Here is a 12055-nt window from a genome sequence, read left to right as displayed (position 1 = left end):
GGGACGGCCCCGGTCACGGACGCGGCCCCCGCCCCGGTCACGGACACGGCCCCGGTCGCTCCGGTCCCACCACCGACCGGGCGAAGCCCAGCTCCACCAGGTCCTGCGGGCGCAGCCGCAACTGGTCGGCGGTGGCCCGCACCTGGTCCGGGGCGCGCTTCAGGATGGCCGCCGCCAGCTCCGGGGCGATCACCGAGAAGTAGCTGTCCGGGGTGACATGGGTGTTCCCCGGGGCCGCGAGGGCCAGCGCGCCGCCCGAGCCGCCCTCGCCGATCACCAGGGTGGTGAGCGGCACCCGGGCCGCCGCCACCGCCGCGAAGGCGTCGGCGATCGCGGCGCCCGCGCCCGCCCGTTCCGCCGCCGCGTCGTTGGCCGCGCCCGGGGTGTCGACCAGGGTCAGCACGGGCAGCCCGAGCCGGTCCGCCAGCCGGATCACCCGGGCCGCCGTGCGGTACCCGGCCGGGCGGGTCGCGGTGCCGCACTGGGCGACGTACGCGACCGACCGGCCCTCCCGCCACCCGAAACCGGCGAGCAGCCCCGGATCCGTACCCCCGCAGCGGTCGCCGACGAGCGGCAGCCGGTCCGCGAAGTAGTCGTCCAGATACGCCTCGGCGCGCGGCCGGGACGGCGAGCGGGCCTGCCGCACCGCGTCCCAGCCGGTCTCCGGAAGGCCCGCCGCCGACAGCGCCCGCGGCACCGGGGCCGGGTCCGGCGGGGCGTCCGGCAGCCGCAGCGCCCGCAGCCAGCGGCCGACCGTCCCCGGCAGCCCGTCCGGCTCCACGACCGCGTCCACCTGCCCCGCCGCCAGCTGGCCCTCGGCCGTGTACGCGGCGGGATCCGCGTCCGGCGGCCGCACCCGGGAACCGGCGAAGCCGACCTGGGCGCCCGGCAGCGCCAGCACCACATCGGCGCCCGCCCCCAGGGTGGCCCAGCCGCCGCCCGTCGTCGGGTCGCGCAGAACGGCGATCTGCGCCGGTCCGGCCGCCCTCAGCCGCGCCGAGGCGTGGGCCACCCGCTGGAGCTGGGTCAGCGCGACCATGCCCTCCTGCATCCGGCTGCCGCCCGTCGCGATCAGCGAGACCAGCGGCAGCCCGCGCCTGCGGGCCGCCTCGTACGCGGCCACCAGCCGGTCCCCGGTGCGCTGCCCCAGCGAACCGCCCAGGAAGCCGAACTCGAACGAGACCAGCACGCAGTCGTGGCCGCCCACCGAGGCGAGGCCGTGGACGACGGACTCCCGCTCGCCGGTCCGGGCGGTGGCGCGGGCCCGGGAGTCCGCGTATCCGGCCCAGGCCAGCGGCCCGTCGTCCCCGGCGGGGTCCCCGGGGGCCTCGGTGAGCTCCTCGAACTCCGCGGTGAGGGCCGCGATCGCCGCCCGCGCGCTCTGCCGGTCAGCCATGGAGCGCCCGCTTCATGATCTTGCCGAGGTCGTTGCGGGGCAGCGCGTCCAGGTGGCGGACGGTGCGCGGGCGCTTGTGCGGGGCGAGCCGGCCGGCGACATGGTCGGCCAGCTCCTGCTCGGAGGGGGGCGCGGCCGGGTCGGCGGGGACCACCCAGGCGACGATCCGCTCGCCCAGATCGGGGTCCGGTTCGCCCGTGACGGCGGCCTCGCGGACCCCGGGGTGGTCCAGCAGCGCGTTCTCGATCTCCCCGGCGCCGATCTTGTAACCGCCGCTCTTGATCAGGTCGGTGGCCTTGCGGCCGACGATCCGTACATAGCCGTCGGGGTCCCGGGTCGCCATGTCGCCGGTGCGGAACCAGCCGTCGCCGGTGAACGCGGCGGCGGTGGCGTCGGGGCGGTTCAGATAGCCGGTGAAGAGGTTCGGCCCGCGCACCTGGATCTCGCCGATGACCTCGGGCCCGGTGCCGGTGAGGACGGTGCCGTCCTCCTCGGTCAGCCGGAGCTCCACCCCGCGCAGCGGGGCGCCGACGGTGCCGGGGCGCGGCTCGCCGTCGGCCCGTACGCCGGTGTTCATCAGGGTCTCCGTCATGCCGTACCGCTCGATGACCCGGCGCCCGGTCGCCGCCGCGATCCGCTGGTGGTCGTGGACCGGCAGTGCCGCCGAGCCGGACACCAGCAGCCGGGCCCCGGCCAGCGCCTCCGCCAGCCCGGCCGCCCCGGGGCCGGAGCCCTCCAGGGCCTCCGCCAGCCGGTGGTACATCGTCGGCACGCCGAACAGCATGGTGCCGCCGGACGACAGCTCCCGGGCGACCCCCTCGGTGGAGAACCGGCCCAGGTGCCGCACCGAGCCGCCCCGGCGCAGCGGCCCGAGCACCCCGAGGACCAGGCCGTGGACGTGGAAGAGCGGCAGGGCGTGGACGAGCACGTCGTCCCCGGTCCACCCCCAGGCGTCCGCCAGCGCGTCGAGCGAGGCGGCGACCGCCCGGCGCGGCAGCACCGCGCCCTTCGGCGGGCCGGTGGTGCCCGAGGTGTAGACGACCAGGGCGGGGGACTCGGGGCCGGGCTCGGGGAACGAGGCGGGGCCGCCCGTCCCGGCCGGGTCGGCGTCGATCCGGTCCAGCGCGTCCAGCGGCGGCGGGAGGACGTCGCCCGCCGCGGCCAGCACCACGGCCGGTCCGCTGTCCGCCACGATGTGGGCGAGTTCGCTCGTACCCGTACGGGGGTTGAGCGGCACCGCGGGCACCCCGGCCCGGAGCGCGGCCACCACGGCGACCACGGTCGAGGGCGTCGGGGCGGCCCAGACGGCGACCCGCCCGGCACCGGAGATCCGGGCGGCGAGCGCGCCGGAAGCGGCGGCCAACTCGTCGTAGGTCAGGCTGTGTTCGCCGAACCGGAGGGCTTCCCGGCGCGAACCGTCGTCCGGTACGGGCAGAAGAGGATGCGTCACTCTCCGCACCCTACGGAAGGCCCTACTCCCCGCGCAGCCCCCGCATGCGGCCGTACGCGTAGACACAGCCCGCGAGCGCCAGGTCCGACAGGAGCATGAAGCCGATCGAGTACGAGCCCTGGGCGCTGTAGATCGCGCCCATCACCAGCGGTGGCACGAAGCCGCCCAGGCCGCCCATCGCGCCGACGATCCCGGTCACGCTGCCCACCTGTGCCTGCGGTGTGACCTGCGAGACCAGGGCGAAGATGCTGCCGCTGGAGGTGCCGAGACCCGCGGCCATGCAGAGCAGCGCGATCGTGCCGACCGGGTTCAGCGGCGGGTCGAAGGCCTGGACGATCGCCATCAGGGCGGCCAGGCCGAGCGCCGCCGCCGTGACCACGGCCGGGTGGACGCGGTCCGAGAGCCAGCCGCCGATCGGCCGGAAGACGACGGTGACCAGGGCGAACCCGGCGGCCTTCGTCCCGGCGTCGGTGGGCGACAGGTCGTACCAGGTCTTCAGATACGTGGGCAGGTAGACGCCGAACGCGACGATCCCGCCGAAGCCGATCGCGTACAGCGCGGACAGCTCCCAGGTGACCCGGAGCCGTCCGGCGCGGCCCAGCCGGCGGGCCGGCGACTCGGTCGGCACCGGGCGGCCCGGCCGGTCGCTGACCAGCACGGCGGCCAGCGCCGCGTACACCACGAGCGCCGCCGCGACCACCAGGTACGGCAGGTTCTTCCCGTGCTCCGCGATCCGCGGGGTGAAGTACCCGGAGAGCGCCACGCCGCCCATGCCCATGCCGAAGACACCGAGCGCGAGACCGCGTTTGGCGGGCGGGAACCACGAGTTGACCAGCGGGATGCCGATCGCGAACGTGGTGCCGCCCAGCCCCAGCAGAAAGCCCACCACGAGCATCGCGCCGTACGAGTCCCGCGCCGGGATCAGCAGCAGCACCGGCACGACGGTGAGCGCCGAGACCAGCGGGAACATCAGCCGGGCGCCGTACTTGTCGGTGAACGCGCCCGCCGGGATCCGGCCCAGCGAACCGACCAGCACCGGCACCGCCACCAGCAGCGACTGCTCGAACGAGGTCAGCCCCAGCCGCTCCTTGTAGTCGCCGGACAGCGGTGCGATCAGGTTCCAGGCCCAGAAGGTGAGCCCGAACCCGATCGTGGCCATCACGAGATTGCGGTACGCGGCCGAGGACGGCGCGTCGACCGCGGCGGGGGACTGCTTGACCGTTGTGTCCACCCCCCAAGTCAAGGGCGGCCCCGCTCCGGCGGCGCGCCGGAATACGCCGGGCGAGTGACTCCGAACCGGTGGTGACGAAAGGCTTTTATACGCCCGTATGCCGGACAAAGCTGCGACAATCGCAGTATGGACCGTCTGGACAGGGACATCCTCGGCATCCTCCAGGAGGACGCCCGGATCTCGTACCGGGATCTGGGCGAACGGGTGGGGCTCAGCGCCAACGCGGCGGCCGACCGGGTGCGCCGGCTCCGCCGCGACGGGGTGATCCGGGGCTTCACCGTGATCATCGACCCGGCCGCCGACACCCGCACCGGGCTCGTCGTCTTCATCGACGTGTCCCTGCGGATCGACACGACCAACGAGACCTTCGAACGGGCGGTGCTCGCCCTGCCCGGCATCACCGAGGTGGTCCATGTGACCGGTGCCCACGACTACCTCGTACGGGCCGCCGTCGCCGACACCGCGGCCCTGGACGGGCTGCTGCGCCGGCTCAAGCGGGAGGCGGGGGTGGCCCACTCCAACACCAGGGTCGCGCTCCGGGCGGCGCCCGCCAGATGACCGCCGGGGCGTCCGCCCTCAGCAGCCGAGCGGGTCGAGGACCATCGGCTCGATCTGCCCGTCCAGCATGGCGCCGAGCCCCATCACCGCGCAGGTGTCCGGCCGCTCCGCGATGTGCACCGGCAGCCCCGTCGCGTTCCGCAGCATCTGGTCGAGGCCGGGCAGCAGCGCGCTCCCGCCGACCATCATGATCCCGCAGTCCACCAGGTCGGCGACCAGGTCCGGCGGGCACTCGCGGAGGATCTTGCCGAGCCCGTCCAGCACGTTGGTGAGCGGGGCGTGGATGGCCTGCCGCACGGCGGCGGTGTCGACCCGCACCGAGCGGGCCAGCCCGGTCGCCACGTCCCGGCCGTGGATCTCCGTGGTGGCGGGCCCCTGCGAGGTCAGCCCGCTGTCGCTGAGCGCCAGTTGGAGCGGACGCACGGACTGGCTCGGCAGCATCAGCTCGTGGTGCTGGCGCAGATGCTGGATGACCGCGTGGTCGATGGCGTCGCCGCCGACCGGGATGCGTACCGCGCTCACGATCGAGCCGAGCGAGAGCACCGCGATCTGGGTGGTCGCCGCCCCGCACACCATGATCATGGTGGCGGTCGGCTGTTCGACCGGCAGCCCGCAGCCGACCGCCGCCGCGATCAGGGTGTCCACCAGCTCGACCCGGCGGGCGCCGATTCCGACCATCGTCTCCACGGTGGCCCGCTGGGCGAGCGGATCGCTGCCGTGCGGGGTGCAGGCGGCGGCCCGGAGCCGGGGCTTGCGCCGCAGCTGGCGGCGGAGCTTGTCGCCGAGGAGGTGGCGCAGCATGCGCTGGGCCATCTCGATGTCGATGACGGTCCCGCCGGTGACCGGCCGGGTCACCTTGATGTAGTCGGGGGTGCGGCCCGTCATCTGCTCGGCGAAGGAGCCGACGGCGATGAGCGACCCGGTACGGGTGTTCACCGCGGCGGCGCTCGGCTCGTCGACGACCAGCCCGAGCCCCTTGACGTACACCCGGGTCCGGGCCGCTCCGAGGTCGACGGCGACATGGCAACGGCGCAACTGCTCAAGACTGACGGCCACGGCAGATCTCCCGGGGGCGCGGACGGAGGCACCGGCGGCCGCCGGTACCTTCGCATCGTGCGCCGCCCGGGGACGCGCCGCGCGCTGGGCTGAGCCGTAGGAGGGGGCGCCGCCGGCCGGGTCCCTACCCGGCCTCGCCCAGCATCCGGCGCAGCAGGTCCCGCAGCACCGTCCGCTCCGCCTCCGACAGCTCGGCCAGCGGCTCCCGGGCGAAGGTCAGCGAATCGCGCAGCTCCCGCGCCGTCCGCGTGCCCAGCTCCGTCGGCGCGGCCAGCTTCACCCGCCGGTCGGCCGGATCGGGCCGCCGCTCCACCAGGCCGCGCACCTCCAGCCGGTCGACGATGCCCGTCACGTTCGACGGCTCGCACTTGAGCTTCTGGGCGATCCGGCGCATCGGCAGGGGCTCCACGGCGAGCAGTCCGAGCACCCGGGCCTGCGCGCCGGTGAGCGAGTGGGCGGCGGCCGCCTGGTCGTACTCCTCGTAGTAGCGCGCCACGACGGTGCCGATGAGCTCGACGACCTCAAGGGTCAGTGGGTCTGTACGGGGGAGTGCCATGACACCCAGGATAGCGGGTTGCTTGACAAGGTGAAATATTCAGGCGCATTGTTGTTTCACCATCTGAAGTAATACCGTCCGGCGCCCGGGGCGATCCCCCCGCCCCGCAGGACCCCCAGGACACCGAGGAGAGCCCGAGCCCATGTCAGCAGCACTTCCCACCTCCGGCCGTGAATGGCACCTCGTCGCCCGCCCGCACGGCTGGCCGAAGGCCGAGGACCTCGCGCTGCGCGAGGCCCCGGTCACGGCTCCCCGCGAGGGCCGGGTCCTGGTCCGCAACCGGTACTTCTCGGTCGACCCGTACATGAGGGGCCGGATGAACGACGTGAAGTCGTACACCCCGCCGTTCAAGCTCGACCGCCCGATGGACGGCGGCGCGGTCGGCGAGGTCATCGCGTCGAATGCCGAGGGCATCGCGGTCGGCGACCACGTCCTGCACGGCCTCGGCTGGCGGGAGTACGCCGAGGTCCCCGCCCAGCACGCGGTGAAGGTCGACCCGGACGTCGCCCCGCTCTCCGCCTACCTCGGGGTGCTCGGGATGACCGGGCTCACCGCCTACGCGGGCCTCTTCGACGTCGCGTCCTTCAAGGAGGGCGACGCGGTCTTCGTCTCCGGCGCGGCCGGGGCGGTCGGCAGCCAGGTCGGCCAGATGGCCCGGATCAAGGGCGCCTCGCGGGTCATCGGCTCGGCCGGCTCCGACGAGAAGGTCAAGCTCCTCGTCGAGGAGTACGGCTTCGACGCGGCCTTCAACTACCACGACGGCCCGGTCGTCGAGCAGCTCCGCGCCGCCGCCCCCGACGGCATCGACGTCTACTTCGACAACGTCGGCGGCGAGCACCTCGAAGCGGCGATCTCCGTGCTCAACGTGCACGGCCGGGTCACCGTCTGCGGAATGATCGCCCAGTACAACGCGACCGAACCGACCCCCGGCCCGCGCAACCTCGCGCTCGTCATCGGCAAGCGGCTGCGCATCCAGGGCATGCTCGTCGGCGACCACGCCGCGCTCCAGCCGCAGTTCGTGAAGGACGTGGCGGGCTGGCTGGCCTCGGGCGAGCTGAAGTACCGCGAGACCGTCGTCGAGGGCATCGAGAACGGCTTCGACGCCTTCCTCGGCCTGCTGCGCGGCGAGAACACCGGGAAGATGATCGTCTCCCTCGCCTGACGCAGGCATTATTGTCATCCCAGGCCGTCGCGATCGTGGGCGCGAGTCGCGGCGCACAGCAGGAGGAATCCTCAGCATGACCATTCAGGACATCAACGTCCTCTACACCGCCGTCGCCACCGCCGAGAACGGCCGCGACGGCCGGGTCTCGTCCGACGACGGCAACCTCGACGTCGTCGTCAACCCGCCGAAGAGCATGGGCGGAAGCGGCGCCGGCACCAACCCGGAGCAGCTCTTCGCCGCCGGCTACAGCGCCTGCTTCCAGGGCGCGCTGGGCGTGGTGGCCCGTCAGGAGAAGGCGGACATCTCCGGTTCCACGGTGACCGCCGAGGTCTCCATCGGCAAGACCGCCGAGGGCGGCTTCGGGCTGTCGGTCGCGATCCGCGCCACCATCCCGAACGTCGACACCGCCACCGCGCAGGCGCTCGTCGAGAAGGCCCACCAGGTGTGCCCGTACTCGAACGCCACCCGGGGCAACATCAAGGTCGAGCTGTCGGTCGCTTCCTGACCACCCCCGCTCGCAGCGTTTCCGAGGGCCGCATCCCGTACACGGGGGTGCGGCCCTCGGGCCGTCGCGGCACCGCCAGTACGCTGGCGCCATGCGTGATCTCGGGGCGGGTTTCGGCTACTTGGTACAGGGGCAGCGCTGGGTCGGCCGGCACGGGCGGTGGTTCGGCTTCGGGCTGCTGCCCGGGCTGATCACCCTGGTGCTGTACGCGGCGGCCCTCGTCGGCCTCGGCTACGGCGCCGACGACCTGGTGGACTGGGCGACGCCGTTCGCCGACGGCTGGTCCTCGCCCTGGCTCGGCGTCTTCCGCACCACCCTGACCGTGCTGGTCTTCGGCCTCGGCCTCTTCCTCGCCGTGATCACCTTCACCGCGGTGACCCTGCTGGTCGGCCAGCCCTTCTACGAGTCGCTCTCCGAGCAGGTCGACCGCACGGAGGGCGGCGAGGTCCCCGAGTCCGGGCTGCCGCTCTGGCGGGAGCTGTGGATCTCCGCCCGGGACAGCCTCCGCATCCTGGTGCGGGTGGGGCTCTACTCGCTGCTGCTCTTCGCCCTCGGTTTCGTCCCGGTGCTCGGCCAGACGGTGGTGCCCGTCCTCGGCTTCTGCGTCACGGGCTACTTCCTCACCGAGGAGCTGACCGCCGTCGCGCTCCAGCGCCGCGGCATGGTGCTGCGGGACCGGCTCGCCCTGCTGCGGGGGCGGCGGCTGCTGGTCCTGGGCTTCGGCGTACCGCTGGGGCTGGCCTTCCTGGTGCCGTTCGTCGCGGTGTTCCTGATGCCGGGCGCCGTCGCCGGGGCCACCCTGCTCGCCCGCGACCTGACGGCCCCGGAGAGCGGGGACGGGGCCGGCGACCCCGCCCCCTGCACCCTCGACAAGGGCTGACGCCTACGGGAGCGGCGGCCGCACCCAGGGGGCGAAGCGCTGCCCTGGTGCGGCGTCCTCGCGCCAGTACCGCAGGACCGTCTCCTGGACGATCTCCAGCCGCTCGGCGGCGATCAGGCACGCCACGGGGCCGCGTCCGCCCGCGTCGGCGTCGAAGGCGACGACGACCTCCGGCACCCCGCCGACCGCCCGCGCGACCCCCGCCACCTCCACCTGCGTCGGGGCGCGGAAGACCGGGTCCTGGAACTCCGAGGGGCAGGCGACGAGGACCGGGCAGTCGAAGACCAGCTCCAGACCGTGGTGGTACGACAGGTCGTGACCCGCCCCGAGCCGGAGCCGGCCGGGGTCCCAGGAGACCACGTCCCAGTCCCACCAGGACCCCTCGGGAAGCAGGACCGTGCCGTGCGGTGTCCTGGTCTCGTCCGTCACGTGGGGCCCTTCGGTGTCGCGAGCGGGCCGTCAGCCTATCCGGGGCGGTGCGGCGGGCGGCCCGTCCCGGTCAGGCGCCGTGCACCTCCAGGGCCGAGCGGACCGCCGACTCCAGCGCCCCCTCGATCCAGGCCGGCTTGACCGAGGTGTGGTCGCCCGCGAAGTGCAGCGGACCCTCCACCGCGCGCACATGGGCGAGGAGTTCGGTGTGCTGGCCGGGCAGCAGCACCGACGCCTCCCCGTACGCGTACGGGTCGCGCATCCACGACTGGGTGGCGCCGACGCCGGTGTAGAACACCTCGACCCGCTGCCCGTACACGTCCTGCACCCCGGCCAGGGCGAACGGGTAGCGCTCGTCGTCGTCGAGCGAGTCCCACTTCAGCGCGTCGTCGGACCAGCTGTACGAGGCGAGCAGGACGCCGCCCGCACTGCCCTCCACCGGGTGCGAGGGCTGGTACATGAAGCGGTTGGCGTTGTCGGTGACCGAGCCGCCGCCGATCACACGGGCCGCCTCGGGCTGGTCGCGGGCGACGGCCCGGTGCGCCGCGTAGTGCACCCGCTGGCCGGCGGGCAGATGACCGGACGGGACGGAGGGGTGGGCGCCCAGCAGCGAGCCGTCGGCCGGTGCCCTGCCCTGCCGGTAGGCGTCGTACAGGCCGGGCCTGACCCGGTCCAGTTCCCGCTTCCAGTCCTTCTCCTCGAACTCCCACCAGCGGCGGCTGAATTCGAGCAGCACCTTGGTCGCCGCGTCGTAGTGGACCTCGGTGACCGCCCGCCGCTTGCCGTACGAGAGCGCGGGCGCGACGGGGATGTGGCGCAGCCCGGAGAACGGCACGGTGATGATGGCCCGGTCGCCGCGGAAGGTCTGGCGCACCAGCGGCCTGCCGTCGCGGCCCTCGGAGACCGTCTCGACCTCCACACCGTGCTCGCCGTGGCTGATCCGGGTGACCCGGCGGTCCAGCTTCACCAGTCCCTTGACCCGCTCGTACATCGCGTCGGCGAGGACGCCGGTGCCGCCGGGCAGCTCGAAGAAGGCGGTGTCCGGGCTGATCAGGGAGGCGCCGATGAAGCTGTGCACGAAGGAGAGGTGGAGCCGGGAGGTCATGTTCTCGACCGAGCCGATCAGGTCGATCGTGCGCTCGTCGAGCTTGGCCGCCTCGGTCAGGAAGCGGAACATCGACCAGTGCCCGTACCGCTGGACGACCCGTGCCCAGCCCTCGACGAGCTCCCGGCCCTCCTTGCCCTCGAACTCCCGGCGCACCGGCGCGAACGCCTCCCGCACGATCTGTGCGGCGGGCTTGTCCTCGAACGCGGCGGGCACGCCGAACGAACGGTTCACCTTCCGGGGGTTCTTCGCGTAGTCGGCCTTGCGCATCCGGACGCCGTTGACGTGCAGCCAGGTGTGGTTGACCGGGCGGCCGTGGGCGTCGACGTCCACCAGATGGAAGGGGCGGCGCTTCAGGTCGAACCCGTCCATCAGCCCGGTGACCAGCGGGTGGCTGTCGGGGATGCGCATCGCGCCGGCCTCGGCGTACTGCTTCGGGTCGGCGAACGGTGCCTCGGCGCGCTCGTGGCCGCCCCGGCGGAAGGTCTTGATCCGGCCGCCGACGCGGTTGCCGTTGGCCTCGATGACGGTGACGGTGTGCCCGGCGCGGTGGAGCAGATGGGCGGCGGTGAGCCCGGCCGGGCCCGCCCCGACGATCAGCACCTTCTTGGGGGCCCGGCGGCCGCGCGGCAGCCCCTTGGAGAGCAGGATCTCGCGGTAGCGCGGCACCAACGGCCGGTCCTGGGCGTCGCGTACGAGGATGGCGCGGGCGACGGAGAGGCAGGTCTCCCAGTCCGGACCGGCGGCCGCGGGGGCGAGCGGCGCGGTGTCCGGGGCGGCGCCGGTGGCGGCGTGCGCGGTGCCGGGGCCGGTGGCGGCGGTCACGGCCAGCGCGGCGGCACCGGCGGTGGCGCCCGAGAGCAGGGTACGGCGGGAGGTCAGGCCGGATGACGGGCCTGCGGGCGTGGAAGTCATGCGGTCAACCTTGGGGCGCCCGCCGGGGTGCCCGAGCCCGGACGCGCGTAGACCTGCCCCGAATCACCCGCAGGTGGCGGGGGTTCGGGCATCCCGACCCCACCGCGCCGCAGCGGGTGTCATGATGATCGGTTCTCCGGAACTCCGGCTTCCGGAGGGGGAGTTGAGGCATTTGCCCCACTCGGATCCGCTGGCGCCCCCGGGGTCCGCAGCAGCGTCAGGAAGTCCTCGAAGGCCGCGGGCATGTCCACCGACTCCGGGTCCAGCAGCCACTGGTACTGGAGCCCGTCCAACACCGCGACCAGCAGCGGGGCCGCGCGCTCCGGGGTCAGCCCGCCCGGCAGCCGCTCGCCGTACTCCGCGCGCAGGATCGCCGCCATGCTCGCCCGGACCTGCGTGTAGCGGCGGGTGAAGAACTCCCGTGCCGGATGGCCCTCCGTCACGCTCTCGCCGAGCAGCGCCGAGAAGGTCTGGACGATGCCGGGCCGCATCGCGTTGTACTCCACCAGCGAGGCCAGCAGTTCGACCGGCCAGACGCCGTCGCTCCGGGGGGAGGCGCCGGTGTCCCACTGGTCGCGCTCCGCCAGCACGGCGAGGAGCAGCGCGTCCTTGGTGGGGAAGTAGTGCAGCAGCCCCTGCTGGCTGAGGCCGACCCGCTCGGCTACGGCGCTCAGCGAGGCGCCCCGGTACCCCCGCTCGGCGATCACCTCCAGCGCCGCCCGGACGATCTCCGCCCGCCGCTCCGTACTTCTGCCCCGCACCATCGCCCCGGCCCCTCTCGGCGCTCGTCCGCCCCCGTACGGGGACCG

12 protein-coding genes are annotated in these 12055 nt (G+C 73.9%); 4 read left to right on the top strand and 8 right to left on the bottom strand.

What is annotated here, in order from left to right:
• Window positions 1-37 precede the first annotated feature (37 nt).
• Genes ACIQGQ_RS04770 through ACIQGQ_RS04760 form a run of 3 tightly spaced genes read right to left on the bottom strand, consistent with a single transcriptional unit; the run spans window position 38 to window position 4077 of the window.
• Window positions 38-1396 (bottom strand): carboxyl transferase domain-containing protein, encoded by a 1359-nt coding sequence (locus ACIQGQ_RS04770; protein ID WP_402390680.1) that lies wholly within the window; start codon window positions 1394-1396, stop codon window positions 38-40.
• Window positions 1389-2846, bottom strand: coding sequence for an acyl-CoA synthetase (locus ACIQGQ_RS04765; protein WP_402390677.1), 1458 nt, complete (start codon window positions 2844-2846; stop codon window positions 1389-1391). Before ACIQGQ_RS04765 ends, ACIQGQ_RS04770 begins: the two co-directional genes overlap by 8 nt.
• Window positions 2847-2868: 22 nt before the next feature.
• A complete protein-coding gene (locus ACIQGQ_RS04760; protein ID WP_402390675.1) occupies window positions 2869-4077 on the bottom strand; it encodes an MFS transporter in 1209 nt (402 codons plus the stop codon).
• Between the two features lie 126 nt (window positions 4078-4203).
• Between ACIQGQ_RS04760 and ACIQGQ_RS04755 the strand changes: the two genes are divergently transcribed.
• Entirely contained in the window at window positions 4204-4635 is a 432-nt protein-coding gene (locus ACIQGQ_RS04755) for an Lrp/AsnC family transcriptional regulator (protein WP_352275152.1), read from the top strand.
• An 18-nt stretch (window positions 4636-4653) separates the two neighbouring features.
• Here ACIQGQ_RS04755 and ACIQGQ_RS04750 read toward each other — a convergent pair whose 3' ends face one another.
• Both ACIQGQ_RS04750 and ACIQGQ_RS04745 read right to left on the bottom strand, forming a co-directional pair.
• Complete coding sequence (locus ACIQGQ_RS04750) at window positions 4654-5691, bottom strand: rod shape-determining protein (protein ID WP_366291265.1); 1038 nt, start codon at window positions 5689-5691, stop codon at window positions 4654-4656.
• 124 nt (window positions 5692-5815) lie between these two features.
• On the bottom strand, window positions 5816-6247 hold the full coding sequence (locus ACIQGQ_RS04745) for a MarR family transcriptional regulator (protein ID WP_366291267.1): 432 nt from the start codon (window positions 6245-6247) through the stop codon (window positions 5816-5818).
• 142 nt (window positions 6248-6389) lie between these two features.
• On the opposite strand from ACIQGQ_RS04745, the gene ACIQGQ_RS04740 reads away from it, so the two are divergent.
• The 3 genes from ACIQGQ_RS04740 (at window position 6390) to ACIQGQ_RS04730 (ending at window position 8797) form a co-directional block, all read left to right on the top strand.
• Window positions 6390-7409, top strand: a complete 1020-nt coding sequence (locus ACIQGQ_RS04740; protein WP_402390670.1) for an NADP-dependent oxidoreductase — start codon at window positions 6390-6392, stop codon at window positions 7407-7409.
• Between the two features lie 76 nt (window positions 7410-7485).
• Complete coding sequence (locus ACIQGQ_RS04735; protein WP_402390667.1) at window positions 7486-7917, top strand: organic hydroperoxide resistance protein; 432 nt, start codon at window positions 7486-7488, stop codon at window positions 7915-7917.
• Between the two features lie 91 nt (window positions 7918-8008).
• Window positions 8009-8797 (top strand): EI24 domain-containing protein, encoded by a 789-nt coding sequence (locus ACIQGQ_RS04730; protein WP_402390665.1) that lies wholly within the window; start codon window positions 8009-8011, stop codon window positions 8795-8797.
• A 3-nt stretch (window positions 8798-8800) separates the two neighbouring features.
• Here ACIQGQ_RS04730 and ACIQGQ_RS04725 read toward each other — a convergent pair whose 3' ends face one another.
• The 3 genes from ACIQGQ_RS04725 to ACIQGQ_RS04715 all read right to left on the bottom strand — a co-directional run bounded on the left by ACIQGQ_RS04725 (window position 8801) and on the right by ACIQGQ_RS04715 (window position 12010).
• Window positions 8801-9226 carry a hypothetical protein gene (locus tag ACIQGQ_RS04725; protein ID WP_402390662.1) on the bottom strand — a complete coding sequence of 142 codons (426 nt, stop codon included), beginning with the start codon at window positions 9224-9226 and terminating at the stop codon, window positions 8801-8803.
• Between the two features lie 70 nt (window positions 9227-9296).
• Window positions 9297-11246 carry a flavin monoamine oxidase family protein gene (locus tag ACIQGQ_RS04720; RefSeq protein ID WP_402390659.1) on the bottom strand — a complete coding sequence of 650 codons (1950 nt, stop codon included), beginning with the start codon at window positions 11244-11246 and terminating at the stop codon, window positions 9297-9299.
• 119 nt (window positions 11247-11365) lie between these two features.
• Window positions 11366-12010, bottom strand: a complete 645-nt coding sequence (locus tag ACIQGQ_RS04715; protein WP_402390657.1) for a TetR/AcrR family transcriptional regulator — start codon at window positions 12008-12010, stop codon at window positions 11366-11368.
• Window positions 12011-12055 lie beyond the last annotated feature (45 nt).

The sequence above is a fragment of the Streptomyces sp. NPDC092952 genome, from assembly GCF_044754785.1.
GTDB lineage: Bacteria > Actinomycetota > Actinomycetes > Streptomycetales > Streptomycetaceae > Streptomyces.
This window is presented reverse-complemented; position numbering and strand designations above follow the sequence as displayed.

What these genes read in the sequence shown, in the direction of transcription:
- ACIQGQ_RS04770 (WP_402390680.1), bottom strand. Translation starts at nt 1,396, where the DNA reads ATGGCTGACCGGCAGAGCGCGCGGGCGGCGATCGCGGCCCTCACCGCG.
- ACIQGQ_RS04755 (WP_352275152.1), top strand. Translation starts at nt 4,204, where the DNA reads ATGGACCGTCTGGACAGGGACATCCTCGGCATCCTCCAGGAGGACGCC.
- ACIQGQ_RS04745 (WP_366291267.1), bottom strand. Translation starts at nt 6,247, where the DNA reads ATGGCACTCCCCCGTACAGACCCACTGACCCTTGAGGTCGTCGAGCTC.
- ACIQGQ_RS04740 (WP_402390670.1), top strand. Translation starts at nt 6,390, where the DNA reads ATGTCAGCAGCACTTCCCACCTCCGGCCGTGAATGGCACCTCGTCGCC.
- ACIQGQ_RS04735 (WP_402390667.1), top strand. Translation starts at nt 7,486, where the DNA reads ATGACCATTCAGGACATCAACGTCCTCTACACCGCCGTCGCCACCGCC.
- ACIQGQ_RS04730 (WP_402390665.1), top strand. Translation starts at nt 8,009, where the DNA reads ATGCGTGATCTCGGGGCGGGTTTCGGCTACTTGGTACAGGGGCAGCGC.
- ACIQGQ_RS04720 (WP_402390659.1), bottom strand. Translation starts at nt 11,246, where the DNA reads ATGACTTCCACGCCCGCAGGCCCGTCATCCGGCCTGACCTCCCGCCGT.
- ACIQGQ_RS04715 (WP_402390657.1), bottom strand. Translation starts at nt 12,010, where the DNA reads ATGGTGCGGGGCAGAAGTACGGAGCGGCGGGCGGAGATCGTCCGGGCG.